The 26,365-nt window shown below is 72.6% G+C and carries 23 protein-coding genes; 8 read left to right on the top strand and 15 right to left on the bottom strand.

The genetic code is table 11. The features are described 5' to 3' along the window. The first annotated feature begins 396 nt into the window (after positions 1-396). Complete coding sequence (locus tag ACWC9R_RS04800) at positions 397-1,086, top strand: transglycosylase family protein (RefSeq protein WP_450728954.1); 690 nt, start codon at positions 397-399, stop codon at positions 1,084-1,086. 329 nt (positions 1,087-1,415) lie between these two features. On the opposite strand, the gene ACWC9R_RS04795 is transcribed toward ACWC9R_RS04800, so the two are convergent. Continuing rightward, positions 1,416-2,000, bottom strand: coding sequence for an LppU/SCO3897 family protein (locus ACWC9R_RS04795; protein WP_450729037.1), 585 nt, complete (start codon positions 1,998-2,000; stop codon positions 1,416-1,418). Positions 2,001-2,263: 263 nt separating this feature from the next. Beyond that, the gene (locus ACWC9R_RS04790; protein WP_362612207.1) at positions 2,264-2,698 is read right to left on the bottom strand and encodes a CBS domain-containing protein; all 435 of its coding nucleotides are present in this window, start codon (positions 2,696-2,698) and stop codon (positions 2,264-2,266) included. Positions 2,699-2,860: 162 nt separating this feature from the next. Here ACWC9R_RS04790 and ACWC9R_RS04785 point away from each other — a divergent pair, with 162 nt between their 5' ends. Then, positions 2,861-4,888, top strand: a complete 2,028-nt coding sequence (locus ACWC9R_RS04785) for a M3 family metallopeptidase (protein ID WP_450728953.1) — start codon at positions 2,861-2,863, stop codon at positions 4,886-4,888. Positions 4,889-4,927: 39 nt separating this feature from the next. Here the strand turns inward: ACWC9R_RS04785 and ACWC9R_RS04780 are convergent, their stop codons facing one another. From ACWC9R_RS04780 to ACWC9R_RS04770, 3 genes are all read right to left on the bottom strand, one after another. After that, positions 4,928-6,388: an SDR family NAD(P)-dependent oxidoreductase gene (locus ACWC9R_RS04780; RefSeq protein ID WP_450728952.1), complete on the bottom strand. Its 1,461-nt coding sequence runs from the start codon at positions 6,386-6,388 to the stop codon at positions 4,928-4,930. Between the two features lie 173 nt (positions 6,389-6,561). Then, complete coding sequence (locus tag ACWC9R_RS04775; protein ID WP_450728951.1) at positions 6,562-9,204, bottom strand: MFS transporter; 2,643 nt, start codon at positions 9,202-9,204, stop codon at positions 6,562-6,564. Next, on the bottom strand, positions 9,201-9,752 hold the full coding sequence (locus ACWC9R_RS04770; protein ID WP_450728950.1) for a MarR family winged helix-turn-helix transcriptional regulator: 552 nt from the start codon (positions 9,750-9,752) through the stop codon (positions 9,201-9,203). The genes ACWC9R_RS04775 and ACWC9R_RS04770 overlap by 4 nt, the downstream gene beginning before the upstream one ends. Before the next feature lie 247 nt (positions 9,753-9,999). On the opposite strand from ACWC9R_RS04770, the gene ACWC9R_RS04765 reads away from it, so the two are divergent. Continuing rightward, positions 10,000-10,392, top strand: coding sequence for a PPOX class F420-dependent oxidoreductase (locus ACWC9R_RS04765; protein WP_450728949.1), 393 nt, complete (start codon positions 10,000-10,002; stop codon positions 10,390-10,392). An 82-nt stretch (positions 10,393-10,474) separates the two neighbouring features. Here ACWC9R_RS04765 and ACWC9R_RS04760 read toward each other — a convergent pair whose 3' ends face one another. The 10 genes from ACWC9R_RS04760 to ACWC9R_RS04715 all read right to left on the bottom strand — a co-directional run bounded on the left by ACWC9R_RS04760 (position 10,475) and on the right by ACWC9R_RS04715 (position 20,719). Further along, positions 10,475-11,866 carry a nucleotidyl transferase AbiEii/AbiGii toxin family protein gene (locus ACWC9R_RS04760; RefSeq protein ID WP_450728948.1) on the bottom strand — a complete coding sequence of 464 codons (1,392 nt, stop codon included), beginning with the start codon at positions 11,864-11,866 and terminating at the stop codon, positions 10,475-10,477. Beyond that, entirely contained in the window at positions 11,863-12,582 is a 720-nt protein-coding gene (locus ACWC9R_RS04755; RefSeq protein WP_450728947.1) for a hypothetical protein, read from the bottom strand. Before ACWC9R_RS04755 ends, ACWC9R_RS04760 begins: the two co-directional genes overlap by 4 nt. 19 nt (positions 12,583-12,601) lie before the next feature. After that, positions 12,602-13,213, bottom strand: coding sequence for a TetR/AcrR family transcriptional regulator (locus tag ACWC9R_RS04750; RefSeq protein WP_450728946.1), 612 nt, complete (start codon positions 13,211-13,213; stop codon positions 12,602-12,604). Positions 13,214-13,320: 107 nt separating this feature from the next. Next, complete coding sequence (locus ACWC9R_RS04745; protein WP_450728945.1) at positions 13,321-14,187, bottom strand: 3-hydroxybutyryl-CoA dehydrogenase; 867 nt, start codon at positions 14,185-14,187, stop codon at positions 13,321-13,323. Between the two features lie 128 nt (positions 14,188-14,315). After that, positions 14,316-15,488, bottom strand: coding sequence for an acyl-CoA dehydrogenase family protein (locus ACWC9R_RS04740; RefSeq protein ID WP_450728944.1), 1,173 nt, complete (start codon positions 15,486-15,488; stop codon positions 14,316-14,318). A gap of 46 nt (positions 15,489-15,534) precedes the next feature. Further along, positions 15,535-16,707: an acyl-CoA dehydrogenase family protein gene (locus ACWC9R_RS04735; protein ID WP_450728943.1), complete on the bottom strand. Its 1,173-nt coding sequence runs from the start codon at positions 16,705-16,707 to the stop codon at positions 15,535-15,537. Between the two features lie 35 nt (positions 16,708-16,742). Continuing rightward, complete coding sequence (locus tag ACWC9R_RS04730) at positions 16,743-18,830, bottom strand: acetate--CoA ligase family protein (RefSeq protein WP_450728942.1); 2,088 nt, start codon at positions 18,828-18,830, stop codon at positions 16,743-16,745. 2 nt (positions 18,831-18,832) lie between these two features. Next, positions 18,833-19,024: a ferredoxin gene (locus ACWC9R_RS04725; RefSeq protein WP_450728941.1), complete on the bottom strand. Its 192-nt coding sequence runs from the start codon at positions 19,022-19,024 to the stop codon at positions 18,833-18,835. Positions 19,025-19,037: 13 nt separating this feature from the next. Beyond that, on the bottom strand, positions 19,038-20,312 hold the full coding sequence (locus ACWC9R_RS04720) for an NADH-ubiquinone oxidoreductase-F iron-sulfur binding region domain-containing protein (protein WP_450728940.1): 1,275 nt from the start codon (positions 20,310-20,312) through the stop codon (positions 19,038-19,040). Further along, positions 20,309-20,719 carry a hypothetical protein gene (locus tag ACWC9R_RS04715; protein ID WP_450728939.1) on the bottom strand — a complete coding sequence of 137 codons (411 nt, stop codon included), beginning with the start codon at positions 20,717-20,719 and terminating at the stop codon, positions 20,309-20,311. The genes ACWC9R_RS04720 and ACWC9R_RS04715 overlap by 4 nt, the downstream gene beginning before the upstream one ends. Before the next feature lie 353 nt (positions 20,720-21,072). Here ACWC9R_RS04715 and ACWC9R_RS04710 point away from each other — a divergent pair, with 353 nt between their 5' ends. From ACWC9R_RS04710 to ACWC9R_RS04690, 5 genes are all read left to right on the top strand, one after another. After that, positions 21,073-22,224, top strand: coding sequence for an aromatic ring-hydroxylating oxygenase subunit alpha (locus tag ACWC9R_RS04710; protein WP_450728938.1), 1,152 nt, complete (start codon positions 21,073-21,075; stop codon positions 22,222-22,224). A 149-nt stretch (positions 22,225-22,373) separates the two neighbouring features. Further along, the gene (locus ACWC9R_RS04705; RefSeq protein ID WP_450728937.1) at positions 22,374-23,507 is read left to right on the top strand and encodes a polyamine ABC transporter substrate-binding protein; all 1,134 of its coding nucleotides are present in this window, start codon (positions 22,374-22,376) and stop codon (positions 23,505-23,507) included. A 1-nt stretch (position 23,508) separates the two neighbouring features. Beyond that, positions 23,509-24,411 (top strand): ABC transporter permease, encoded by a 903-nt coding sequence (locus tag ACWC9R_RS04700; protein WP_450728936.1) that lies wholly within the window; start codon positions 23,509-23,511, stop codon positions 24,409-24,411. Then, on the top strand, positions 24,408-25,244 hold the full coding sequence (locus ACWC9R_RS04695) for an ABC transporter permease (RefSeq protein ID WP_450728935.1): 837 nt from the start codon (positions 24,408-24,410) through the stop codon (positions 25,242-25,244). Before ACWC9R_RS04700 ends, ACWC9R_RS04695 begins: the two co-directional genes overlap by 4 nt. 5 nt (positions 25,245-25,249) lie before the next feature. Further along, a complete protein-coding gene (locus ACWC9R_RS04690) occupies positions 25,250-26,359 on the top strand; it encodes an ABC transporter ATP-binding protein (protein ID WP_450728934.1) in 1,110 nt (369 codons plus the stop codon). Positions 26,360-26,365 lie beyond the last annotated feature (6 nt).

Raw genomic sequence — 26,365 nt, 5'->3', positions numbered from 1 at the left:
CGCCGGGACCCGTGCGCGGTGCATGCGTACCTGCGCAGCGCGTGCATCACGTGCGCCGGTTGCGCTCGGCGGACACCCCCCGGCCGACCAGGTGATCGCCGGGCCGCTGGTGGTCATGCGCCTACGGCCTGAGCGGTGCGCCCCGGCCCGTCTGAACAGGTGCGCCGTGCGCAGGCACGGCCGGGCGCCGACGGCAAGGGGGCAGGCCGTATCGCGGCGGCGCTACCGCGCGCTCTGCCGATAACAACTCGGGCCGTGGTTGTCTCTTCCCCGTCGAATTCATGGCGCCGTGCGGAAAACGCAGTTCGAGCTCCATTCGAACGCGATACGCCGCACGGCGCCAGGTTTCCTGAATGACTGCCAGGCAACTGCGCGGCGAGCGACGGGAGTAAAGGCATGCAATTTCCTCAGGTAGCGAAATCGACGGCCCGGAGTGAATTCCGGGGCTATGGGACCCGGGGGGTCACGGCGGCAGCGGTCCTGCTGGCGGCCGGTGCGCTGAACCTGGCCACCGGACAGCCCGCCGAGGCCCGGAGCGGGACATGGGACCGCCTGGCCGGCTGCGAGAGCGGCGGGAACTGGCGCACCGACACGGGCAACGGGTTCTCCGGCGGGCTGCAGTTCGCGCACTCCACCTGGCACTCGTTCGGCGGCGGCGCCTATGCCTCACGGGCCGCGCGGGCGACCCGGGCCCAGCAGATCAGGGTGGCGGAGCGGGTGCTGGCCCGTCAGGGCTGGGGCGCCTGGCCGGCCTGCTCGGCCTCCCTGGGCCTCAACTCGGCCACCGCGCACCGCACTCCGCGGAGCGCCGAGGCCCGCCCCGCGCCACAGCGGCAGGCCGCTCCCTCGTCCCGCGGCCGGGTCCGGCATCCGCAGTCCCATGAGAAGCGCCACAAACTGGGGCGCCATAGGAGTACCGGCGGCAGGGTCGTCGTCAATGCCGGGGACACGGTGAGCGGAATCGCCTACGCGCACGGCTGGGGCTGGCAGGAATTCTACCGGCTCAACCAGCGCGTGATCGGGGCGAATCCGGATCTGATTTTCCCCGGTACACGACTGGCCGTGCCGCACGCCGGCGCCCACTGAGCGCCCTCCGGAATTCCCGGCCGGCGCATAGCACGGCGATCCCGGAATTCCGATGAAACTCCGCCTCCGCACCGCGCGGTGGCCCGCCGGAGGGGACGGGCCACCGCGCGGAAGGGCGGCGACGGCAGGGAGGTGTAAGGCGCCTGCCGGGAAGGGGGTGGTCCGTCCGCGGCATCGTGGACGGACCACCCCGCGCTACGTGCGACGCCAGCGGCTGGCGCCGGAGTGCGTGCACGTGGTGCCGGATTTGGTGCGCGGGGTGGCGGAGTGCGATCGGGCCAAGGCCATTGCGCCGACGCCCGGTTCCCGAAGCCCGACTCCCGGGCCTTCTACGGCGCGCCGGCCTTCTCACCGACGCGCGACATGCAGAGATTCAACGTCTCGTAATGGCCGTCGAGTTGGCGGTACCGCGTTTCGCCGGGGCCGCAGGTGGCGCCGGTCTCCTTCTTGAGGACCTTGTACTTCGCTCCGGGCTTTTCGCAGCCGATGAGTTCGAGGTCCGGTTCGTCGTCCGTGCCGCCCGTCTGTTCCAGGCAGTCGCCCACCTTGGCGAGTCCGACGCTGCGGGGGTCGACCTTGGGGGGCTTGTGGGCCTCGGCGTTGTACTCCTCCTGGTGGAGCACCACCCAGGTGGCGATGCCGCCGAAGATCGCCAGTGTCACGAGGGCACGGACGAAGCCGGGTATGCGGATCTGCCGCGGCGGCCGCCCACCGGGGCCTCCGGGTGCGGGGCCGCCGGTCACCGGACCGCCGGGGTGGCCGCCCTGCTGCGGCATGCCGGGCCCGCCGTACGGGGCTTGGCCCTGCTGGCCGTACGGCGTCTGCGGCGGGCCGTACGGCGGCTGGCCGGGCTGCCCGTAGGGGTGGTGACCACCCGGTGGCGGCGGGTAGCCGCCCTGCGGCGGGGAGGGCATGGACACAGGAGCGTCCCTTTCGTCGTCGCAGGACCGCACGACGGGCGCGCGGTGCCTCGAACCGATGTTGATCAACGCAGGCTAACGGGTGGGATCACCGCAGGTGGCGGTGGCCCCACCCGGCGCTCGGCGGCGCTCAACCGGTCCTGAACACCGACGCCGGGACATTCCTGAAATGGCGTGAGGAAAGGCGTGCGGAGGCGCACTTACGTGCCCGGCCGGCCGTCGTGCCGGTACGGGCGGACGACTCCGCCTGCCCCGCGTCAGGCGGGCGCGTACACCTTGCTGGCGAACTCCGCGATCTGCGCGTCGCTGAGGTTCTTGGCGAGGTTGGCCTCGGTGATCATTCCCACCAGGCGGTGGCCGCCCCTGACGTCGATGACCGGCAGCCGCTTGATGTGGTGCTGCTCCATGGTCTGCAGGACCTCGTTGGCGTCCGCGTCCGCGTCGATCCAGTGCAGCGTCCCGCCCATGGAACCGGCCTGCACCGTCGCCGGGTCGATCCCCTCGGCACAACAGGCGACGACGATGTCACGATCGGTGATGAGTCCCGTGAGCCTGTTGTTGTCACCGCAGATGGGAAGGCAGCCGACGTCCAGGTCCCGCATCATCTTCGCCGCGTCCCGCAACGATTCGTGTGCACCCACACAGTGCGCTCCACCGGACATGATGTCTCGGGCTCGCAACTTGGTGGCCATGATTCCTCCTGTCTCAGGAGTGTGTTTGCATGCCTCGCCTTCGATCTCACCACGGATGGACCGGCGACGCTCACCGGGACGGACCGGAGCGCGGTGCCGCGCCGGGCCGCCTTCCGGTTCGACCGCCGGACCCGGCGCCGTGTCCGGGCGTAGTGTCGGTCCGTGACGACGTCGAATCCCTTCTTCGAGCCGAGTGATCTGCCGTACGCGCTGCCGCCGTTCGCGCTGATCCGGAACGAGCACTTCCGGCCCGCGTTCACCCGTGGCATGGCCGACCAGCTGGCCGAGGTGGCGGCGATCGGCGGCTGCCCCGACCCGGCGACCTTCGAGAACACCGTGGAGGCGCTGGAGCGCAGCGGTGCGGTGCTGGACCGGGTGCGCCGGGTGTTCTTCAACAAGGTGGCCGCCGACACCGACGACGAGATCCAGGCGCTCGAGGTCGAGATCACTCCCCAGCTGGCCGCCCATGACGACCGGCTGCTGCTCGACGCCGCCCTGTTCGGCCGCCTGGACGCGCTCCACGCCCGGCGCGAGCGGCTCGGGCTGGACGGCGAGCAACTGCGGCTGCTGGAGCGCCACCACACCCTGCGGGTACGGGCCGGTGCCCGGCTCGGTCCGGAGGAGCAGCGGCGGCTGCGTGGACTGAATGCCGAAATCGCCGCGCTGTGCACGGAGTTCGGGCAGAACCTGCGGGCGGCCACCGCGGACGCCGCGCTGGTGCTGGACCGTGCCGAGCAGCTCGCCGGGCTGCCCGCTGACCGGATCGCGGCCGCCGCGGAGCAGGCCCAGGCCCTCGGCCACTCCGGCAGGTTCGTGCTCAGCCTGAAGAACTTCACCTGCCAGACCGAACTCGCCGCGCTGGAGGACGCCACGCTGCGCGAGCGGCTGCTCACCGCCTCTCTGGGGCGCGGCATCGACAGCAACGGCCCGGTCGCCGTCGGCCTGGCCGGGCTGCGCGCCGAGCGTGCCGCGCTGCTCGGCTACCCCAGCCACGCCGCCTGGGAGGTCGCGGACCGGACCGCGGGCACCACGGACGCCGTCGAGGAACTGCTGCGCCGGCTGGTCGCGCCCGCCGTCGCCAACGCCGAGCGCGAGGGCACGGCGCTGGCCGAGGCGGCCGGGGTGGCGGAGATCAGCGCGGCGGACTGGCCGTACTACGCGGAGCGGGTGCGCAGGGAGCGGTTCGACCTCGACGCGGATGCGCTGCGGCCCTATCTGGAGCTGACGGCCGTGCTGCACGACGGCGTCTTCCACGCCGCCGAGCTGGTCTACGGCATCACCTTCACCCGGCGCCCCGACCTGACGGCGTACCACCCCGACGCGCAGGTCTACGAGGTGCACGACGCCGACGGCGGTCCGCTCGGCCTGTACATCGGCGACTTCCACGCCCGCGTGTCCAAGCGGGGCGGCGCCTGGATGGAATCGCTGGTCCCGCAGTCGCGGCTGCTCGGGCAGCGTCCTGTGGTGGTCAACAACCTGAACGTCGCCAAGCCGCCGGCGGGCGAGCCGGTGCTGCTGACCTGGAGTGAGGTCACCACGCTGTTCCACGAGTTCGGGCACGCGCTGCACGGGCTGTTCTCCGATGTCCGCTACCCGCTGCTGTCCGGGACCCAGGTGCCCCGCGACTTCGTGGAGTTCCCCTCGCAGGTGAACGAGATGTGGGCGGACCGCCCCGAGGTGCTGGCCCACTACGCCCGGCACCACCTCACGGGTGAGCCGCTGCCGGCCGAACTCCCGGCCCGGCTGCGGGAGGCGGAGACCTTCGGCGCGGGCTTCCGGATGGTGGAGCACCAGGCCGCCGCGGTGCTGGACTGGGCCTGGCACTCCCTTGCCGAGGGCGAGGTGCCGGCCGCGGACGCGGCGGAGGCGTTCGAGGCGGCCGCGCTGGAGCGCTACGGGCTGGCGCCGGCCGCGATCCCGCCGCGCTACCGCACCGGCTACTTCGCCCATGTCTTCAACGGCGGCTACGCGGCGGGGTATTACGGCTACCGCTGGGCCGAGGTGCTGGACGCCGACACCGTGCGCTGGTTCCGGGAGAACGGGCGCACGGTCCGGGAGAGCGGTGAGATCTTCCGCCGGGAACTGCTCAGCAGGGGCGGCAGCGTCGACCCGCTGGCGGCGTTCCGCGCGGTGGTCGGGCGCGACCCGGAGATCGGGCCGCTGCTGGACCGCCACGGGCTGACCGGCTGATCCCCGGGGCGCCCGCCCGGCGGCGGGCGCCGTGCCGGATCACCAGGCGGCGGGCGCGTAGTCCTTCAGGAAGCAGCCGAAGAGGTCCTCGCCCAGCTCGCCGCGGACGATCGGGTCGTACACCCGGGCCGCTCCGTCGACCAGGTCGAGCGGGGCGTGGAAGCCCTCGTCGGCCAGCCGCATCTTGTCGGGGTGCGGACGCTCGTCGGTGATCCAGCCGGTGTCCACGGCGGTCATCAGGATGCCGTCGGCCTCCAGCATCTCCTGTGCGCTGGTGCGGGTGAGCATGTTCAGCGCCGCCTTGGCCATGTTGGTGTGCGGGTGGCCGGCGCCCTTGTAGCCGCGGCTGAACTGGCCTTCCATCGCCGAGACGTTGACCACGTACTTACGGCGCGCCGGGGCCGCGGCCATCGCCGGACGCAGCTTGCTCACCAGCAGGAACGGGGCGGTCATGTTGCAGAGCTGGACCTCCAGCAGCTCGACCGGGTCGACCTCGTCCACCTTCTGAATCCAGCTGTTGCTGGCGTGCAGATCCGGTACCAGCCCGCCGGCGTCGATGGCGGTGCCCGCCTCGATCCGGGCGGGGGTGGCCGAACCGGTGGTCAGGGCGAGGGCGGTGAGGTCGGCCGCGGTCAGCGCGCCGGGCGTGCCCGCGGCGGCGGGGAGGGCGGCGGGGGCACCACTGCCGAAGTGACCGAGGACGAGCGAGGCGGGCAGCTCCCCGGCCGGCAGCGGGGCGGACTCGGCGGCGAGCAGCTGGCCGTACGCCTCGGGCGACCGGCGGACGGTCTGGGCTGCGTTGTTGATCAGGATGTCGAGCGGGCCTTCGGCGCTCACCTCGTCGGCGAGCGCGATGACCTGGGCCGGGTCCCGCAGGTCGATCCCGACGATCTTCAGCCGGTGCAGCCAGTCCGCGCTGTCCGGCATCGCCGTGAAACGGCGGATGGCGTCGCTCGGGAAGCGGGTGGTGATCGTGGTGTGGGCGCCGTCGCGCAGCAGCCGGAGCGCGATGTACATGCCGATCTTGGCGCGGCCGCCGGTGAGCAGGGCGCGCCGGCCGGTGAGATCCGTACGGGCGTCCCGGCGGGCCCGGTTCTCCTTGGCGCACGGCGGACAGAGCTGGTGGTAGAAGGCGTCGACCTCGACGTAGCGGGACTTGCAGGTGTAGCAGGAGCGGGGCCGCTCCAGGATTCCGGCGAGTTCCGTGGTGACGGAGCTGGCGAGGGACAGGCCCTGGGTCTCGTCGTCGATCCGGTCGGGCGCGCCGGTGGCCGTGGCCGCGGTCACCGCCCGGTCGTTGGCGGTCTTGGATGCCCGGCGTTCCTGCCGGCGCCGCTGCTTCACCTTGCGGTAGATGCCGGCGGTGGCGCGCCGTATGGCGATCGCGTCCGGGTGATCCAGCGGCAGCCCGTCGAGCTCTTCGAGCACGCTCAGGCAGACCGCCATCCGCTCCGAGTCGATACCCGTGCCATCGGCCCGGCCTGTTTCGGTCACCGTCATCGCCGCTGCCGCTTTCCTGGGATCGTATGTTCTATTCACGCTTCGGCGGAACTGTACGTAGAGGGGGGCCGCCGCGCCAAACCCGGTGGCGGCCCCGGGCCCGGGGAACGGGCCCGAGAAGGGGGCCCGGCGCTCCGCGCGCGCCGGGCCCCCTCATGCCGGTCTCGCCGGCGTCATCGCACCGGGTCGTGCCCCAGCTCGATGTCGAACTCACCGTGCCCGGCCGCCGCCAGGTGCAGCGGGGCGGCCACCGGCGGATAGCCGCTGGCGATCACGGTGTACTCGCCGCTGTCGAGGTCGGTGAAGGCGTACGCACCGTCCTGGCCGCTGGTGGCGGTGCCGACCACCTGGCCCGCCGGGTCCAGCAGGGTCACCCGGGCATCGTCCACCGGGGTGCCGTGCACCGTGCGGACGGTGCCGCGGATGCGGGCGCCGGGTGCCAGGCGGACCTCGTACCAGTTGCGGTGGCCCGTGGTGACCTCCACCTGGAGGGCGGACGGGCGGTGGTGCTCGGCGCTGACCGCGAGGGTGTAGCCGCCGGGGGTGAGTTCGGCGAACGCGAAGCTCCCGTCCTGGCCGGCCACTCCGGACGCCACGACCTCACCGGTGACATCGGTCGCCACGACGAGCGCGCCGGGCACCGGGGCGTCGCCCTTCTCCTCACGGACCTCGCCCGAGAGACCGGCCGCACCGCCGAGGGTCAGGTCGAACGACACCGGCTCGCCGCCCACGACGACGGTCACGGCCTGCGGCTGCCGGGCTCCGGCGGAGCCGATCAGCACATAGGTGCCGGCGCCCGTCGTGGGCAGCGCGTAGCCGCCGTCGGCCGCGGTCGCGGTGCGGCCCAGCTGCCGGCCGTCCACGCTGATCAGGGTGACCGCGGCCTGCGGAACCGGCCGGCCGCCGCCGTCCCGTACGGTGCCCCGGATGTCCGGGCCGGTCGCTCCCGGGGCGCGGTCCGCGGGAGGCGCGGACACCGCGGCGAGGGCGGACACCGGGTCGGCGCCCGCGGCTCCGCCGGGCCCGGCCGGCGCCGTGTCCGGCGCGCTTTCGGCACCGTCCGCGTCCCCGTCGGCACCGGTCACCGCCGTGTCGGCACCGGCCGCCGTGCCGCCGGCCGCGGCCGCGTCGGCCTCGGCGTCGGCCTCGGCGCGGGCCTGGAGACCGGAGATCTGCCGCAGCGGGACCTCCTTGATGAACCACATCAGCAGGAAGGCCAGGGCGACGACGACCGCGCCCATGAGGAAGACGGTGTGCATCGAGTCCGCGAAGCCACGCTTGAACGGCTCGGCCAGCCGCGGGTCGAGGTGCTGGATGAACGACGAGTCGCTGAGCACGCCCGAGGAGTCCGCGCTGCCGGGGTGCTTGAGCATGTCCAGCACGGGCTTGTTGGCGGGGTCGCGCAGCACCGCGGGGTCGTGCAGCGCGGCCTGGAAGCGCTCGGTGGACGCCGCGTCCTTGAACGCCCCGGAGATCTTCTCGCCGACGGTGCTGAACAGCACCGACAGGAAGATCGCGGTACCGGCGGTGGCGCCCATCTGCCGGAAGAAGGTGGACGAAGCGGTCGCCACGCCCATGTCCCGCGGCGGCACCGCGTTCTGCACGGCCAGCACCAGCGTCTGCATACAGCCGCCCAGGCCGAGGCCGAAGACCAGCATGTAGACCATGGTCTCCCACAGCGGGGTGTCCCACTGGACCCGGAAGTGGAAGAGCAGCATCGCCGCGATCATCAGCGCGGTGCCGATCAGCGGGAAGATCTTGTAGCGACCGGTCTTGGCGGTGATCTGGCCCGACGCGATGGAGGCGATGAACATCCCCGCCATCAGCGGCAGCATCTCCAGACCCGACTTGGTGGGGCTGGCGCCCTTCACCAGCTGGAGGTACTGCGGGATCATCAGCATCCCGCCGAACATGCCCATACCGATCAGCACGGACAGCACGCTGGTCTTGCTGAAGGTGCCGTTGCGGAACAGCCGCATCGGGATCAGCGCGTCGTCACCGATCCGCCGCTCGACGAGAATCCAGGCGATGATGCCGACGACGCCGGTCACATAGCAGGCGACCGACCGGGACGAGTCCCAGCCCCACTCCCGGCCCTGCTCGGCGACGAGCAGCAGCGGGACGACACCGACGGTGATGGTGAGCGCGCCCCACCAGTCGATGCGGTGGTCGCGCCGGGTGTGCGGGATGTTGAGGACCTTGGCGACCACGAACAGCGCGATGATCCCGACCGGCACGTTGACCAGGAAGACCCAGCGCCAGCCGGTGATGCCGAGCAGCTGGTCCTGGCCGGCCAGGGCGCCGCCGATCAGCGGGCCGGCGACGCTGGACGTGGCGAAGGTGCCGAGCATGTACCCCTGGTACCGGGCACGTTCCCGGGGCGGGACGATGTCAGCGATGATCGCCAGCGCCAGCGACATCAGACCGCCCGCGCCGAGCCCCTGCACCGCGCGGAACGCGGCGAGTTCGGTCATCGAGGTGGAGAAGGTGCACAGCACCGAGCCGACGACGAAGACGGTGATCGCGGTCAGGTAGTAGGGCTTGCGGCCGTGCAGGTCGGACAGCTTGCCGTACAGCGGGGTGGCGATCGTGGAGGTGATCAGGTAGGCGGTGGTCGCCCAGGCCTGCTCGCTGAGGCCGTGCAGATCGTCGGCGATGGTCCGGATCGAGGTGCTGACGATGGTCTGGTCGAGCGCGGCAAGGAACATCCCCAGCATCAGACCGCTGAGGATGGTGAGGATCTGACGGTGAGTCAGTACTCCTGGTCCGGGTATCTCCCCGGTTCCCGCCCCGGGCGGGGAGGTGGCAGTGCTCATGTACGTACGTCTCCCTGCTCCACGGCGGCACCCTGGTCTCCCCCGGGACCCAGCCGTGTGTGTTGTCGTTCTGCCATGTCCTCGTTGAGGCGGCCCAGCAGCCGGATCAGGTCGGCCCGGTCCCGCGGCGACCACGGTTCGAGGAGCGCGGCGAGTTCGGCGTCGCGCTGACGGCGGTACTGCGCGAACGCGGCACGCCCCGCCTCGGTCGCGGCCAGCAAGGACCCGCGGCGGTCCTCCGGATCGGGACGACGGGTCACCAGGCCCCGCTCCACCAGCGAGCGCACCTGACGGCTGACGGTCGACAGATCCAGGAACGCGTCGGCGGCCAGGTCGGTCGCCCGCTGGTCCCCGCCGACCACCAGCCGGGCCAGCAGCACCCGGTCGGCGGCGCCGCCGTCGGTCTTGGCGCGCTGCTTCCAGGCCGCGATCAGCCGCGAGAAGCGGACAATCTCCGTCCCCAGTCCGGCGGCCGCCTCGTCCAGCCCCGACGCGGCGGTGACCTGCGGTCCGCCCCGGTCGCAGGCATGGACCGTGCCCTTGCTCATCGTCGTGATCCTTCGCGGTGATGTTGGTCGGCCCGTTGAACACCTTGCTTGTATCCAGCAAGCATAGCGGCTGGAATCTGCCGCTCGGCACCGCCCAACACCGGCGCACGGGAGAGGGTATGGGGCGCGGGGAAGCGGACTTGCCCCCGTATATGCTCCGCCGCGCACCGCGTGAGCGGCGCACCTCCACCCAGCGGCGGGAGAAAACCGGACAGACCCCGCCCCTCCGAGCGGCCGGGAGACCGTTGTGCACCTTCCCTCTGAACTGCTCGCGCTGCTGCGGCGGCCGAGCACCTGCTATCTGGCCACCTCGATGCCCGACGGTTCCCCTCAGCTGACCCAGACCTGGGTCGACACCGACGGCACACATGTGCTGATCAACAGCGTCCGGGGCCATGTGAAGACCCGGAACATCGGGCGCGACCCCCGCGTGGCGGTCGCCGTCTCCGACCCGGACAACCCCTCGCGCTTCTTCCAGGTGCGGGGCCGGGTGGTCGAGACCACGACCGAGGGCGCGGTCGACCACGTCGAGCACCTCGCCCAGAAGTACCTCGGGGAGCCCTACCCCTGGTACGGGGGCCGCGACGAGGAACGCGTGCTCTTCGTCATCGCACCGGAGAGCATCAGCAGCATGGGGTGAGCCCCGCCTCCCGGATGAGGTGAGGCCCGTCTCCCCGTGCTGGGAGACGGGCCTCGCGTGACGGGGCGCGCCCCGCGTATCCCTACGCGTCGGTCTCGTCCTCGCCCTGGTCCTCCTCCTCGTCCTCGCCGAGCTGCCGCACCACCTCGTCCGGGTCGGCGAGCAGCCACGGCCGTCGGCCGAGCGACGGGTGGTCCCCGCGGAACGCCGCCACCACGGCCGCCGCCTCCCGCAGGGAGCACCGGTCGGGGCCGGACAGTTCCCGGGTGAGGACGACCGCGTTGTCGAAGGCCACGTACCGCTCGGTCAGCAGTTCCTGCACCGCGTCCATGCCCTGGTCGGCGAGGACGGCGGCGCATTCCGCGGTGAGTGACGCGAACCAGGCGGCCCGTTGGCGGTAGGCGGCGGTGTCGCCGCGGCCGGCCGACGCGAAGGTGGGCCGCAGGGCCGCCGCGAGACGCTGGATGTACCCGTACTCCACCCAGCGGCCCGGGAGCGTGAGCCCGCTGCGGTCCGGGTACTCCTTGCGCAGCTCGGACCAGTCGCCCTCGATCTCCCAGAGGGTCCGGTGCAGCACCGGCTGACGGTCGTAGGTGCCGTCGTCCACGCCCCGGAACACCTCGCGCAGCAGGGCGAAGGGCAGCGCGGTGCACTCCGCCAGCAGGACCGCGTCATAGAGGTCCTTGCCTTCCGGATACTCGTCGCTGACCAGCCAGAGCACCTTCCAGGCGAGCGACAGCGCGCGGGTCGCGGCACGGACCTCCACCGGTGCGGTGCCCTCCGGTCCGCGGATGCCGGCCGGCTCCGCGGGGACGGGCAGCCGCTCGGTGAAGACGAAGTCGAGCTGGACGCTTCCCCCCGGTACCCCGTCGGCCGCGGCCGTCCACGGGATGACGAGGCGCCGGCCCGGTACCCGGTCGTAGGACCAGATCTCGTCGGCGGCCGCGGCGTGGGCGTCGAGCCGTACCGGACCGCCGCGGTGGGACAGCTCCTCGGCCGCCGCGGCGATGCCGTCGAGCATCCGGTCCGTACGCGGGTCCGTCAGCTGCCAGGTCGCCGGCTCCACGACGAAGTCGAGGTCCCCGGGCTCCCGCGCCGCGTCCCCGAACCAGGACGCCAGCAGCATGCTGCCGCGCAGGACCAGATGGCCGGCCCACGGGGACCGCGCGATCGCGGTCAGCACGTGGTGCAGCGCGTGCCGCCGCGCGTCGTACCAGCGCTCGCCGACCGCGGCGTCCGCGAAGCTCGGCTCGCCCAGGCGCATCCCGAAGTCGTGGTGGGCCGCCGCGGGGTCGAACACCGGGCGCTGCACCACACCGTCGTCCGGCACGGGATGCAGCGTGGCGGGCAGATCCATCCGCGCCCGCGTCGCCTCGTCGGGCCGGGACCGGGGCACGGCCACCGTGTCCTTCCACGGTCCGTACCGGAGCGCCCGCCACTCCGCCGCCGGACCCGTCTCGCCGGTCCCCGTCATACGCCGCTCCGCTCCCCCGTCATGGTGTGTTCCTCGTCCAGCCAGCCCGCGTCCAGCGCGATGTTCCCGTCGTGGACCACGAACTCGCGCTCGACGGAGGCTATCCGCTGTCCCACGGCACGCAACTCCCTTACCAGGACGTCCAGTCGCCGTCCCGCGGTCGCCAGGCCCACCCGGTGGCACCGCTGGGTCACGAAGCGCTCCACCCGGCCGTCGGACCGCGCCCGCCGGGCGTTGCGTGAGAGGTGGGCACCGTGCCCGGCGGCGAGGGTGAGCAGGGCGCCGACGGGAGCGGAGCGTGCCAGGACCAGCTTGAGGTGGTGCTCGAAGTAGTAGGCGGGACCGAGCGCCGCGGCCTCGTCATCGGTGCCGGGGACGCCCGTGGTCCACGGGGTGGCCTCGATCTTCGTCCGCAGGACGTCGAACCCCGCGGCCCGCAGCCCGTCCGCCGCCGCGGCGGCCCGCGCGCGGATCTCCTCGTACGTCCCGGTCCCGTGCAGCGTCAGCATCGGCTGCGAGGGCGCCTCGCCCCGTTCCAGCAGGATGTGGACGGACTTCATGCGCCGCGCCGCCGCATGGGCGGTCAGCCGTCCGGCCACCTCCGGGTCCCCGTCATCCCGGACGGTGAGATGGACCTCGAACTCCCCCACGAAGGCGGGTAGTTCGGCCGTGGTCGTCCGGTACGCGGGCGCCACGGCCCCGTCGTTCGTGCTCATCCGGAAATGATCACATGGTTCAGATCGCGGGGAAGGCGTCGGGAACGCCGAGCGTTCCCGCGACGGCGCGCCAGATGGCCGCCTGGGCGGCGGGGAGGTCGATCCTCGGGTCGCCCAGCATCAGCCGGATTCCGAAGCCGTCGCTCAGTGCGAGCAGCAGGGTGCTGGTCGCGTCCACGTCGCAGTCGGTGAACTCGCCCGACGCGATGCCCCGCCGGATGGCCTGGCCGAGCCAGCTGTGCAGCTGGTCGTAGAGGTCGACGGCGAGCCGCTGGGCGGTCTCGTCGCGCAGCGCCCGTACCCACAGTTCCTGCCACAGCCGCCAGTCCTGTCGCAGTTCCGGGTCGGTGGGCAGCATGTTGTGCAGGATGCGGGCCAGGACCACGGAGGCGGGCACCGTGTCGGCGTCCCGTTCCAGCTCCGTGCCGGTCTGCGCGAAGGAGTGGGTCATCGCCTCGGTGAAGAGGCGCTCCCGGTTCTCGAAGTGGTAGTGGAGCAGGGCGGTGGACACCCCGGCGTGTTCCGCGACCATCCGCATGCGGATCTTCTCGAAGCCGACCTCGGCGATCACTTCGCACGCGGCGGACAGAATCCGTTCCCGCGTTTCGAGAGTGCGTTCAGCCTTGGCCACGTGAGTGCTCCCCGGGTCGGTGTCGGTGTCCTCGGCGGGCTCGGCGGGCCCGTCCCGTCCATCTTCCCGCATCACCGCCCCGGGCCGCCCGTCGCCGCCGGGTGTGCTCAGGGGTACCGGTGGAAGCCCCGGCCGGTCTTGCGGCCGAGCAGGCCCGCGTCCACCATCCGGGCCAGCAGCGGCGGGGGCGCGTAGCGCGGTTCGCGGAACTCCTCGTACAGCGACTCGGCGATCGACCGGGTCGTGTCGAGGCCGATCAGGTCGGCCAGCGCGAGCGGCCCCAGCGGGTGGGCGCAGCCCTGCCGCATCGCCCGGTCGATGTCGTCCGCCGAGGCCGCGCCGGACCCGGCCATCCGCACCGCGTCCAGCAGGTAGGGCACGAGCAGGGCGTTGACGATGAACCCGGCGCGGTCCGGGGCGTGCACCACCTCTCTGCCCAGGACGTCGGCGGCGAAGGTGTGGGTCCGGCGGGTGGTGTCGTCGCCGGTGAGCAGGGAGGGCACCAGCTCGACGAGCGGCAGCACCGGAGCGGGGTGGAAGAAGTGCAGGCCGATGACCTGCTGGGGGCGTGCGGTGGCGACGGCGAGGCGGATGACGGGGAGGGAGGAGGTGTTGGTCGCCAGGATCGCGTCCGGCCGCCGGACCACCGCGTCGAGCCGGGTGAAGACGGCCAGCTTCGTCGCCTCGTCCTCGGCGACGGCTTCGACGACCAGGTCGCGGTCGGCCAGCGCGTCCGTCTCGGTGCCGACCGTGAGGGCGGCGAGCGCGGCGTCCCGGTCCCGGGCGGTGAGTTTGCCGGCCGTGGTGGCGCGTTCCAGGGAGGCGGTGATCCGGCGGAGCCCGGCGTCCGCGGCGGCCCGGTCGGTCTCGACGACATACACCTCACGGCCCGCGCGGGCACATACCTCGGCGATGCCGGAGCCCATCTGACCGCAGCCCACGACCCCGACTCTCTCGATGGTGCTCGGGTACATCGCTCCTCCTCGTCGGGTGTTCCGGGTGTGTCGCGGGACCCGCCGGCGGGTCCGTGGCTCCGGTACGGGGCCGGTCCGCGGTCCCCCGGCCCGGGTCCGGGGACACGGGCCGGGGGCGCGGTGCGGGGTCAGCCGGCGGTGGGCATCTGCAGAACTCCCGTGCCCCGCTTGACCAGTTCACCGGCGATGATCAGGCGCTGGATCTCGGAGGTGCCCTCCCAGATGCGGTCCACCCGCAGCTCGCGGTAGAGCCGTTCGACGGGGTAGGAGCGGTCGTAGCCGCGCCCGCCGAAGATCTGCACACAGCGGTCGATGACCCGCCCGGCCGCCTCGCTCGCCGCGAGCTTGGCGATGGCCGCCTTGGCGTGCAGGGTCTTGCGGTCGACGGTGCCCTCGTCGACCTCCCAGGCGACCTGGTGTGCGTAGGCGCGGTTGACGGCGGTGTCGACCGCGCAGTCCGCCAGCATCCCCTGCACCAGCTGGAAGTCGGCGATCGGCGACCCGAACTGCCGCCGCTCCACCGCCCAGTCCCGCGCCAGCCGGAGGGCCCGTTCGGCGGCGCCGGTCGTCCGGGCGGCGATCATCAGCCGTTCCTCGGTGAACCAGGACCGGGTGATGTCATAGCCCTTGCCGACGCCGCCGAGCACGGCGTCCTCGGGGACCTGCACCTCGGTGAAGGTGAACTCGGGGTGCTCGTAGACGAAGGTGTGCATGAAGCGCGGCACCCGCGTCATCTCGATGCCCGGGGTGTCCTTGTCGACGAGGAAGAGCGTCGGCTCCCGGTCCGGGCCCGCCGCGGCGAGGACGATCATGAAGTCGGCGTGGTCGCCGACGGTCACGAACCACTTCTCGCCGTTCAGCGTCCAGCCGTCGGCGGTCCGCGTCGCGGTGGTCGCCAGGTTCTGCGGGTCGGAGCCGGCGCCGGGTTCGGTCACCGCGTAGCAGTCGCGGCGCTCGCCGCGGATGACCGGTTCGAGGTAGCGCGCCCGCTGTGCGGGGGTGCAGAAGCGCAGGGCGTTGGCGGGGCGCCACACGGTGTCCCAGAGGGCGCCGGTGAGCTGCCCCAACTCCTCCTGGACGATGGCCTGTTCCAGGATGGTCAGCCCGGCGCCGCCCCACTCCCGGGGCATGTTGACGGCCTGGAGACCGGAGGCGAGGACGGCGTCACGGATGGCGGCGTGGTTGTCCGCCGTCAGGCCGTTGTTCTCCTCGCAGTCGGTTTCGTACGCGGTGAGGGTCTCGGTGAGTGCGCGCGCGGTGCGCTTGAGGTCCGCCTGGCGGGGGGTGAGACGGAAGTCCATGTCAGTCCTCGAAGTCGGTGGGAGCCGGGCCGGGTGGGGGCGTGTGTCAGGGCAGGGGCAGGCCGAGGGCGCGGGTGCCGCGCTTGATGAGTTCGTTGGCGATGATCAGACGCTGGATCTCGGAGGTGCCCTCCCAGATGCGGTCCACCCGCAGCTCGCGGTACATCCGCTCGACGGGATGGGAACGGTCGTAGCCGCGGCCGCCGAAGATCTGCACACAGCGGTCGATGACCCGCCCCGCCGCCTCGCTCGCCGCGAGCTTGGCCGTCGAGGCTTTGGCGTGCAGCGTCTTGGAGTCGGCGCCCGGCTGGTCGGCCTCCCAGGCGACCTGGTGGGTGTAGGCGCGGTTGACGGCGATGTCGACCGCGCAGTCCGCCAGCATCCCCTGCACCAGCTGGAAGTCCGCGATCGGCGACCCGAACTGGCGGCGCTCCACCGCCCAGTCCCGCGCCAGCTGCAGGGCGCGTTCCGCGGCGCCGGTGGTGCGGGCCGCGATCATCAGCCGTTCGTCGGCGAACCATTCCTTGGTGAGTTCGTAGCCGTTGCCGACGCCACCGAGGACGTCCTCGTCGGGCACGAAGACGTCGGTGAAGGTGAACTCGGGGTGCCCGTTCACCGCGGAGTGCATGAAGCGCGGCACCCGGGTCATCCGGACGCCCGGGGCCTGCTTGTCGACGAAGAAGAGAGTGGCGGCCCGCTCCGGTCCCGCGTCGGCCTGCACCAGCAGGAAGTCGGCGATGTCCCCGCAGGTCACGAACCACTTCTCGCCGTTGAGCAGCCAGCCGCCCGCGGTACGGGTGGCGGTGCTGGTGCCCGAGCCGGGGTCGGAGCCCGCGCCGGGTTCGGTCACCGCGAAGGCGTCGAAGCGCTCGCCCCGGATGACGGGGAACAGGTACTTCTCCCGCTGGGCCTCGGTGCCGTACGCCAGCACGTTCGCGGGCCGCCAGGGGATGTCCCACAGGCAGTTGGTGACCTTGCCGAACTCCTCCTCGACGATGACCTGGTCGAGCAGGGACAGCCCCGGGCCGCCCCACTTCTCGGGCATGTTGATGGCGTAGACACCGGCGTCGATCGCGGCCCGGGTCAGTTCCCGGACGGTGTCGGCCGGCAGCGGCCCGCCGGCTTCCTCGGCCTGGTCCTCGTACCGGATCAACAGCGCGGTGTAGGCGGCGGCGCGGGCCTTCAGATCGGCCTGTCGGGGGGTGTAGCGGAAGTCCATGGTGTCCTCCGTGACGGCGGGCGTGGGGCGGGGCGTCAGGCCAGTACGGCGCGGGCGTCGAGGGCGAGGGCGCCGTCCGGGCGGACGAGCAGCGGGTTGACCTCGATCTCGGCGATCTCGGGGTGGGCGGCGGCGAGGGTGGTGAGGCGCTCGATCACGGCCGCCGCGGCGGCCACGTCGACCGCGGGCCGGCCGCGGACGCCCTGGAGGAGCGCGGCGGTCCGCAGCCCGGTCAGCAGCTGTGCGGCGCGGGCCGCCGGGACGGGTGCCAGGGCGAAGGCGACATCGTGCAGCGCCTCGGTGAGCACCCCGCCCAGGCCGACCATGGCGACCGGACCGAACCGGGGGTCGCGCCGCACCCCCACGATCAGCTCGACGCCGTCCGTCAGGTCGGCCATCGCCTCGACCGAGTAGGAGGCGGCGCCGAGCCGGGCGTGCATCTCCCGGAAGGCGGTGACGAGCGCGACCCGGTCCGGCAGTCCCAGGGCGACCCCGCCGGCGTCGGACTTGTGCAGGAGGTGGAGGGCCTTGAGAACGTACGGTCCCTCGAACGCGTCTGCGGCGGCGGTCAGTTGGGCCTCGTCGGCGATCTCACGGGCCTCGGGGAAGGGCACTCCGGCGGCGCTCAGCAGGGCGCGGACACCGTGGTAGCCGGGGTCGGACAGCGGCGTCGCGGCCGGTGGCAGGGGGCGGACGCCGGGCGGGCCGACGGTCTCCCCCGCCGTCATGGCGGCCAGCGCGCGGGCCGCGTCCTCGGTGGAGGCGAAGACCGGTATGCCGGCCTCCACCAGCGTGCGGCAGCTGGGGGCGTCCGGGAACATCGACTGCACCACCAGGGGTTTGGCAATTCGAGTGGCCTGCTCGGCCATCTGGTGCGCGGTCTCCAGCTCCCCCGCGGCGAGTGCGCTGCCGCCGCCCGTGGTGCCGCTCTCGGCCGTCGGACCGCCCAGCCCGCCGGTCGCCGCCGAGTAGCCGCCGAAGTACCCGGTCAGCAGGACGGAGTCGACCTCGTCCAGAGCGAGCAGCGCGCCGACGGTGTCGCCGTAGGAGTGCGGGTTCCGCTCCCCCATCCCGGCCAGGTCGACGGGGTTGCGCACCGAGGACTGCTCCCACAGCAGCGCGCTGAGCCGCTGCTGTGCGGCGGGCCCGAGTTCGGGCACGGCCAGTCCGGCGGACTCGGTGGCGTCGGCGGCGATGGCGCCGTGGCCGCCGCCGTCCGTGCAGACCGCGGTGCGGTGTCCGGTGGCGCGCCGCCCCCCGTTCAGTGCGGCGAGGACCACGGTCATCTCATGGGGGGTGGCGACGAGTTCGACGCCCGCGTCGCGGCAGGCGGCGGCCACGACATCGGCGGAGGTGGTCAGCGCGCCGGTGTGGGACTGGGCGCTGCGCGCCGAGGCGGTGCCCCGCCCGGCGGTGAGCAGGACCACCGGTTTGCCGGCCGCGGCGGCCGCCTCGGCGAAGGCCCGGCCGTCGCCGAAGTCCTCCGCGTAGACGGCGATGGCGCGGGTGGCGTCGTGCCGGGCGGCGTCGTCGATGAGGTCGACGAGGGTGACATCGGCCTGGTTGCCGAGCGAGACGAAGCGGGAGAAGCCCAACCCATGCGGGGCGCAGCGGAGTTGGAGTTCGAGTGCGAGGTTGCCGCTCTGGCTCAGCAGGGCGATGCCGCCGGGCGCGAAGCGGTCCGAGGCGAGGTAGAGCTCGGTGGTGTTGTCGGCGATACCCAGGCAGTTCGGGCCGACGAGGACGGCGCCGGCGGCGCGTACCCGGTCGGCGATCGCCCGCTGGCGGGCCAGCCCGGCGGGTCCGGTCTCGGCGAAGCCGGCGGTGATACCGACGAGGGCACGGGCGCCGCAGGCCAGCGCGTCGTCGACGGCGGCCTCGAAGCCGGGGCCCGGTACGGAGATCACCACGAGGTCGACGGGTTCGCCGATCCCGGCGAGCGAGGTGGCCGCGGTGCGCCCGAGGACCGTGCCGCCCCGGCGGTTCACCAGGTGGACGGGCCGGCGGCCGGGGGCCCGCAGGGCCTGGGCGGCGACCGCGTGGCCGTACTTCGCCGGGTCGTCGCTGGCACCGACCACCGCGACCGACGCCGGGTCGAACAGGGCCGACAGATCACGTCCCATGGTCACCTCTCCAGCCGGAGCGCGGAGTTGGGGCAGGCCTCGGCGGCGGCGCGGGCGGCGTCCTCGGCGGCGCCCGGCGCGGGGTCGGCGGTGACGGCGGCATAGCCGAACTCGTCGAGGTCGATGAGGTCCGGTGCGGGTTCCTGGCACAGGCCGTAGCCCTGGCAGCGGGTGGCGTCGAGACGGAGTTTCACGGCGGTCGTCCTTTCAGCGGGGAACGGGGGCGGAGCGCGGGCGGGGCACCGTACGGCGGGCGACGTGCGGGACCGGCACGGTGAGCCGTCCGGCGTCGGCGGGCGCGGCGCAGTCCGGGCAGGGGGTGTCGAGGTGGGCACGGACCAGGTCGGGGAACGCGCGCAGCAGGCTGCCGGCCGTGCCCGCGGCGGCGTCGAGCAGACCGCAGGCGCCGCGGCCGGGCAGGGAGGTGGACCAGCGCCCCAGCCGGGTGAGGAGCCCGGTGTCGGCGGTGCCGTCGGTCAGCGCGCCGACGGCGTCACGGACCGAGCCGGTACCCGCGACGCAGATGCCGCACTGCCGTGCGCTCTCGGCGGCGAGATGGGCGACGGCGGCGGAGGCGAGGGACACCGGGCACTCGTCGGGGGCGAGGAAGCGGATCGCCCCGCAGCCCAGTGCCGTGCCCGCGGCCGCGAGGGTGTCGGGGTCCAGCGCGAGGTCGAGCCGGCCGGGGCCGATCAGCCCGCCGAAGAGACCGCCCATGAGCGCCCCGGCCGGCTCGGGGGTTCCCTGGGCGCGCGCCAGGGTCCGCAGGGTGCAGCCGTAGGGCACCTCCACGAGCAGGGGTTCGCCGCCCCTGCCGGAGAGCGTCACCAGCGTGCTGCGGACGGTGCGGTGGCGTCGTTCCGGGTGTGCGGCGACGAGCGCGATACGGGCCAGCGTCTCGACGTTGGCGACGAGGGTCGGGGCGCCGCCGACGCCCTGCTGGTAGGGGCGGGGCGGTTTGGCGGTGGGGAGTGCGGGGCCGCCGTTGATCCGGCGGACGACGGCGGTCTCCTCCCCCGCGACATAGGTGTGCGGGGTGTCGACGACCTCACAGGGCAGCCGCGGTGTCCGCTCGGCGAGGGCGCGGCGGACGCGTTCGCCCGCCGTGGTGTCGGAGACATAGACGTAGCCGCGTTCCGCGCCGGTGATCTCCGCGGCGCGCGCCAGCCCGTCCAGGACCAGATGCGGCCGGGCCCGCAGCAGCCAGCGGTCCTTGACGGAACCGGGCTCCCCTTCCTCGCCGTTGGCCACGACGACGGGGCGGGGCCCGGCGTCGCGGACGGCACGGAGCTTCGCGGCGGCCGGGTAGCCGGCCCCGCCGCGTCCGCGCAGGCCGTCGAGCCGGTCGAGGAGTTCCGCCGGGCCGATCGCGGTGCGGTGGCCGCCGGCGGCCGCATACGCCGCGGCGTCCTCGGTCACGTCCGGTGCCGCACCGAGCACGGAGGGCGTGCCCCGCGGTATCAGGGAGTCGGTCCCGGTCATCCTCGGTCTCCGTCCGGTGGGGCGGCGCGCAGGGTGCGCACCGCGCGTTCCAGGGCGCCGCGGTCCGCGGCCGTCCGCTCGTATCCCGGTCCGGGGAGGCCGATCAGCATGCGGTGGTGGTCGAGCACGACCTCGGCCGCGCGCAGGGCGGCCCGGCGGCCGCCGGGGCCGGCACGGTGGGCGACCTCGGTGACCAGCCCCGTCACCTCGGCGAGGTAGCGGAGCCAGCCGCGCTGGGTGCCGTGCAGGATCAGGCGCTCCACGCGCCGCCGTTCGGCCTCGGCCGCCTCGGCGGGGGCGTCCGTCGTCCGCCGCGCGGCGGTCCGCAGGGCCGCGACGGTGGCGGGCAGTTCCCGTTCGGGTTCGGGAGTGAGCCCGAGCCAGATCAGGTTCCGACGACCGCTCATGCGTGCCTCCGGGGAGAGGGGTGGGTGCCGGCACGGGTCGGGTCAGGGCGGCCGGGTGGGGGCGTTGCCGTGGCTCGGTGCCGGGGTGAGATGCCGTGGTGCGGGGGTTCGGCCGACGGTGTCGGGGCGTACGGCGCCCGCTCGCTCGCGGGTCCGTACGACGGGGCGCCGGAGCGGCGACACCACTAAGCTAACTAATCAATTAGTCAGGACACAAGTCTTGACTTCGTTGAAACCCGCCAGCAATCTGACTGACCAATTAGTCAGCACGGAAGCCGGTCCGCCGGCCAGGGGCGTCCCCCCACGCCCGGCCGCTCCGCCCGGCACCCGTGCGGCATGGAGGAGTGACCCCGATGCACCCCGAAGCCACCACGACACCGACGGCACAGGACGTCCCCGGGCAGGCACTGCCCGCCCGCTACTACACCGACCCGGCCACGGCCACCGCCGAGACGCGGCACATCTTCGCCAGGTCCTGGCAGCTCGTGTGCCACGAGTCCGACCTCCCCGGCCCCGGCGCACGGCTCGCCGCCACCGTCGCCGACCGCGAGGTCCTGGTCGTCCGTACCGAGGACGGCACCCTGGCCGGACACCTCAATGTGTGCCGGCACCGCGGCACCCGGCTGGTCGCCGCCCCCGAGGCGTCCGGCAAGGCCATCCGCTGCCCGTACCACGGCTGGACGTACAAGCTCGACGGACGGCTGGTCGGTGCGCCCGAGGCGCGGCAGATCCCCTGCCTGGACAAGCCCGCGCTCGGTCTTCTCCCGGTCCGGGTCGAGTCGTTCCTCGGGTTCGTCTTCGCCAACCTCGACCCGGACGCGGTGCCGCTGGCGGAGCAGTGCGCCGGGCTGGCGGAGGCCGTCGGCCACTACGCGGGGGCCGATCTGGTGCCGGTGGGCCGCAGCCGTATCCACGATCTGGCCGGTGCGGAAGTACAGCACGCCAACTGGAAGGTCGCCGTCGACAACTACCTGGAGGGCTACCACGTCCCGGTCGCCCACCCCGGGCTGATGCGATTGCTCGACTACCAGGGCTACACCAGCGAGATCGACGCGTCCTACGTCCTCTTCGCCTCACCGCTGCGCGACAAGCCGTCCTCGAACTGGGCCGAGCGGCTCTACCAGCGCCTCGCCTCCCCCATGCCCGGTCTCACCGAGGCCGACCGGCGGATCTGGCGCTACGCGGTGATCTACCCCAACACACTCATCGACTTCTACCCCGACCATGTGCTTGCCTGGACCGCCATACCGACGGCGGTCGACCGGGTGGCCGTCCCCGGCGCGTTCTACACACGCCGCGGCACGAGCGCACGGACCCGGCTGGCCCGCCGGCTCAACATCCACATCGGCTGGATCACCAATGACGAAGACGCCGAACTGGTGTCCCGGGTCCAGAAGGGCCTCGGCACCCCGGGCTTCGAGCCGGGCCCCCTGTCCCGCCGGGAAGCCGCGGTCGGCTGGTTCGCCGACCGGGTACGCACCGACCTCGGTGACGCGATGGGCTGACCCCCACCGGTGAGACAGCGCCACGAGCCGTCCCCCTCGGCGCGCGACGCCCCGCGCCACGGCTGAACAGGTCCCGCACGGAGGACAGGGCTTCCGTGCATCCGTGACCGCTCCCTGAAGCAGCGCTCATCCCCTACGGAGAGGACCTCATGTCCCCCGAGGAACCCCCACCTGTGTCCCGGCGCGCGCTCCTGCGCACGGGCGTCGCCGCGGCGCTCGGCGCCGGCCTGGCCGGCTGCGGCTTTCTGCCGGAGGACCGCGACGCCTTCGGCGACCCGGACCGGCCGATCGACGTCAAGGTGGACGGCGACCTGGTGTATTTCAACTGGGCGGACTTCGTCGCCCCGGCGGTCTTCGACGGCTTCGAGAAGAAGTACGGCGTCAAGGTCATCCAGTCCAACTTCGACTCGATGGAGGGCATGGCCGCCAAACTCAACGCCGGGAACCGCTACGACATCATCTTCCCCAGCGCGAAATGGGCGCAGCGGCTGGCCGACGGCCGGCGGCTGCGCCGTATCGACCACTCCCGGCTGCCGCACGCCGACGCGGTGTTCGGCAGGTACCGCTACTTCGCCGACCCCTGGTACGACCGCCGCTCCGCGCACACCGTGCCGTTCACCATGTACAAGACCGGGATCGGCTGGCGGAAGGACCGGATCGGTGAGGACCTGGCCGGCTCCTGGGACGACCTGTGGAACCGCCGGGCCAAGGGACAGGTCTTCGTCCTCGACGACCGCGACGAGGTGCTCGGCATGGCCGCGCTCAAACTCGGCCTGGACATCGGCACCTCCGACCCGCACGACCTCGCCCGTATCACCGCCACGCTGCAGCGCCTCCGCCCCCGGCTGCGCGGCTTCTCCAGCGACAGCTACAACAACCTGCTCAACGGCAACGCGGTGATGACCCAGGCCTGGAGCGGTGACATGGCCGCCATGCTCGGCCAGGCCAAGGACCCGTCCGTGCTCGGCTTCGAGGTCGCCAGGGAGGGCGCGCCGATCAACTCGGACTGCTACGCGATCCCCGCCAACGCCCGGCATCCCGGCACGGCGATGCTCTTCATCGACCACATGCTCAGACCCGAGAACGTCCGCAGGAACATCGAGTACATCGGCTACCCGATGCCGGTCGGCGGCAGCGAGGACGTCTACGCCGCGATCGTGAAGCCGTTCCCGCAGTGCCTGGTCGGCCCCGACGACCTCAGGGCCGACCTCTTCTTCCGCAACGCGTCCTCGAAGGGCGAGCAGGCCCGCGATGCCGCCTGGACCCACGTGAAAGCCGGCTGACATGGCACAACGCACCCCCTCCGGAGCACTCCGGGACCGGCGCGGGCGCTCCGCGTCCGGCACCCGGCTGTGGACCTGGCTGATGCTCCCCGGCACCCTGTGGATGACCGGGTTCCTGATCGCCTCCCTGGTCCTCGTGGCCACCCTGGCCCTGGGCACCACCGACCCGCTCGGCAACCCGCGGTTCGGGTTCAACCTCGACAACATCGCGGCGATGGCCGACCCGGCCTACCGCATCGTGCTGCTGCGCTCGCTGGCCTTCGCGCTGATCGCCTGCGTCGTCTGTCTGATCGTGGCCTATCCGGTCGCCTACGCCATCGCCCTGCACGGCGGCCGGTTCAAGAACCTGCTGATCGCCGCGATCGTGGTGCCGTTCTTCGCCAACTACCTGGTGCGGATGTACGGCTGGTCGGTGGTGCTGTCCGACGGCGGGCCGGTGCTGAAGGCGCTGCGCGCGGTCGGGCTCGCCGATGCGCACACCAAGATCCTGCAGAGCGGGGTCGGGGTGATCGCCGGGCTCGTCTACGGCTTCATCGTCTTCATGATCATCCCGCTGTACGCGGCACTGGAGCGGATGGACCTCTCGCTGATCGAGGCGGGACGCGACCTGTACGGAGGGCCGTTGCGGACCTTCTTCTTCGTCACCCTTCCGGCGACCCGGCAGGGTGCCGCCGCCGGCGCCGTCCTGGTCTTCCTGCCCGCCATGGGCGACTTCGTGAGCGCCCAGCTGATGGGCGGGCCGGACCAGATCATGATCGGCAACCTGATCCAGGACAAGTTCTTCCAGGGCCAGAACTGGCCGCTCGGCTCCGCCCTCACCATGCTGATGATGGCGGTGCTCTTCCTCGGGATGCTCGGCTATCTGCGGCGCACCCGCAAGGACGAGGCGGAGGCCGCCCGATGACGCGCCGTCCCCCGCACCGCCGCGGCACCGACCGCAGGCCCCGGCTGGCCCTCGCGGTCACCGCCCTCTTCTTCCTCGTCCTCTACCTCCCGATCGCGGTGGTGGTCCTCTTCTCCTTCAACGGGCAGAAGTCCCTCACCGTCCTGAAGGGCTTCAGCCTCCGCTGGTACTCCGCCTTCTTCCACGACAACGTGCTCATCGAGTCGCTCGGGATGAGCCTGCGGGTCTCCCTGGTGGCCATGGCGGGCTCGGTGGTCCTGGGTGTGGCGCTGGCTCTGGGGCTGGTGCGCTGCCGTACCCGGCTCGGCTCGCTGGCCGGCCTGATCATGCTGGTACCGCTGATCACCCCGGAGATCGTCACCGGTGTCGCGGCGATGCTGCTCTTCAAGGGCATGGACATCACCCTCTCCTCGGGCACCGTGATGCTCGCGGAGATCACCTTCTCCATCTCCTATGTGACGGTGATCCTGCGCGCGCGGATCGCCGCCCTCAACCCGGAGGTCGAGGAGGCCGCGATGGACCTGGGCGCCACCCGGTGGCAGGCGCTGCGCCTGGTCACCCTGCCCGCGCTGCTGCCCAGCATCCTGGCCTCCGCGGTGCTCGTCTTCGCCCTGGTCTTCGACGACTTCGTGCTCGCCTACTTCACCACCGGAGTGGACCCGCAGCCGCTGTCCGTCCGTATCTACTCGGCGATCCGGTTCGGCGTCCAGCCCACCATCAACGCCGTCGGCACGCTGATGCTCGCCGGTTCCGTCGGCCTCATCGGTCTCGCCCTGGCCATCCCGCGTCTGTTCGGCCGCCGCGGTGGCCTCGATCTGCTCTCCGGGAAGTGACACCCATGACCTCCTCCGACGCCCCCTGTGCCGGCGCGGCCCCGGCCGGCGCCCCGCCCGCCGTCCGGCTGGACCACGTCAGCAAGAACTACGGCGGTTCCTACGCGGTACGGGACCTCTCCATGGACATCGCGCCCGGCGAGTTCTTCTCCCTGCTGGGCCCCTCCGGCTGCGGCAAGACCACCTCGCTGCGGATGATCGGCGGCTTCACCGACCCCACCGCGGGCACCGTCCTGCTCAGCGGTGCGGACGTGACCGCGCTCCCGCCCGACAAGCGCAACGTCAACACCGTCTTCCAGAGTTATGCCCTCTTCGACCATCTCTCGGTGGCCGACAACGTGGCCTTCGGCCTCAAGCGCAAGGGCGTCGGCCGGGCCGAGATCCGCGAGCGGGTCGGCGTGATGCTGGAGCGGGTGCAGCTCGGCGGGCTCGGCGACCGCAAGCCCGGCACGCTCTCCGGCGGCCAGCGCCAGCGGGTCGCCCTGGCCCGTGCCCTCGTGAACCGGCCGCAGGTGCTGCTGCTCGACGAGCCGCTGGCCGCGCTCGACCTCAAGCTGCGCCGGCGGATGCAGGTGGAGCTCAAGCAGATCCAGCGCGAGGTCGGCATCACCTTCGTCTTCGTCACCCACGACCAGGACGAGGCGCTGACCATGTCCGACCGGGTGGCGGTGATGAACGAGGGCCGGGTCGAGCAGTGCGGCACGCCGGAGGACGTCTACGAACACCCCGCGAGTCGCTTCGTGGCCTCCTTCATGGGGACCTCCAACCTGGTCCCCGGCACCTACCGCGACGGGCGGGTGGTCCTCGACTGCGGCCCCGCGCTGCCGGTCGGGGAGCGCGGCGGCGTCGCCGACGGCAGCAGCGTCAGCCTGTCGATACGGCCCGAGAAGATCTGGCTCTCCGACTTCGAACCGGGCATGGCGCTGGTGCAGGGCGTGGTGCGGGAGACCGTCTACTCCGGCCCCACCACCACCTATCTGATCGAACTCGCCCCCGGCGTCACGGTGTCCGTACTGGAGCAGAACACCGACCGCTCGCGCATGGAGGACCGCTGGAGCGGCGGCGAGAGCGTGGAGATCGGCTGGCGGCCGGAGCACTGCCTGGTCCTGGACTAGGACCTG

Source organism: Streptomyces sp. NPDC001219, from assembly GCF_053597915.1.
This window is presented reverse-complemented; position numbering and strand designations above follow the sequence as displayed.

Coding starts and splice junctions, on each gene's coding strand:
- ACWC9R_RS04795 (WP_450729037.1), bottom strand. CDS start 2,000: ATGCCCTCCCCGCCGCAGGGCGGCTACCCGCCGCCACCGGGTGGTCAC.
- ACWC9R_RS04705 (WP_450728937.1), top strand. CDS start 22,374: ATGTCCCCCGAGGAACCCCCACCTGTGTCCCGGCGCGCGCTCCTGCGC.
- ACWC9R_RS04760 (WP_450728948.1), bottom strand. CDS start 11,866: ATGACGGGGACCGGCGAGACGGGTCCGGCGGCGGAGTGGCGGGCGCTC.
- ACWC9R_RS04720 (WP_450728940.1), bottom strand. CDS start 20,312: ATGACCGGGACCGACTCCCTGATACCGCGGGGCACGCCCTCCGTGCTC.
- ACWC9R_RS04755 (WP_450728947.1), bottom strand. CDS start 12,582: ATGAGCACGAACGACGGGGCCGTGGCGCCCGCGTACCGGACGACCACG.
- ACWC9R_RS04690 (WP_450728934.1), top strand. CDS start 25,250: ATGACCTCCTCCGACGCCCCCTGTGCCGGCGCGGCCCCGGCCGGCGCC.
- ACWC9R_RS04745 (WP_450728945.1), bottom strand. CDS start 14,187: ATGTACCCGAGCACCATCGAGAGAGTCGGGGTCGTGGGCTGCGGTCAG.
- ACWC9R_RS04730 (WP_450728942.1), bottom strand. CDS start 18,830: ATGGGACGTGATCTGTCGGCCCTGTTCGACCCGGCGTCGGTCGCGGTG.
- ACWC9R_RS04740 (WP_450728944.1), bottom strand. CDS start 15,488: ATGGACTTCCGTCTCACCCCCCGCCAGGCGGACCTCAAGCGCACCGCG.
- ACWC9R_RS04800 (WP_450728954.1), top strand. CDS start 397: ATGCAATTTCCTCAGGTAGCGAAATCGACGGCCCGGAGTGAATTCCGG.
- ACWC9R_RS04715 (WP_450728939.1), bottom strand. CDS start 20,719: ATGAGCGGTCGTCGGAACCTGATCTGGCTCGGGCTCACTCCCGAACCC.
- ACWC9R_RS04780 (WP_450728952.1), bottom strand. CDS start 6,388: ATGACGGTGACCGAAACAGGCCGGGCCGATGGCACGGGTATCGACTCG.
- ACWC9R_RS04790 (WP_362612207.1), bottom strand. CDS start 2,698: ATGGCCACCAAGTTGCGAGCCCGAGACATCATGTCCGGTGGAGCGCAC.
- ACWC9R_RS04735 (WP_450728943.1), bottom strand. CDS start 16,707: ATGGACTTCCGCTACACCCCCCGACAGGCCGATCTGAAGGCCCGCGCC.
- ACWC9R_RS04710 (WP_450728938.1), top strand. CDS start 21,073: ATGCACCCCGAAGCCACCACGACACCGACGGCACAGGACGTCCCCGGG.
- ACWC9R_RS04770 (WP_450728950.1), bottom strand. CDS start 9,752: ATGAGCAAGGGCACGGTCCATGCCTGCGACCGGGGCGGACCGCAGGTC.
- ACWC9R_RS04695 (WP_450728935.1), top strand. CDS start 24,408: ATGACGCGCCGTCCCCCGCACCGCCGCGGCACCGACCGCAGGCCCCGG.
- ACWC9R_RS04700 (WP_450728936.1), top strand. CDS start 23,509: ATGGCACAACGCACCCCCTCCGGAGCACTCCGGGACCGGCGCGGGCGC.
- ACWC9R_RS04775 (WP_450728951.1), bottom strand. CDS start 9,204: ATGAGCACTGCCACCTCCCCGCCCGGGGCGGGAACCGGGGAGATACCC.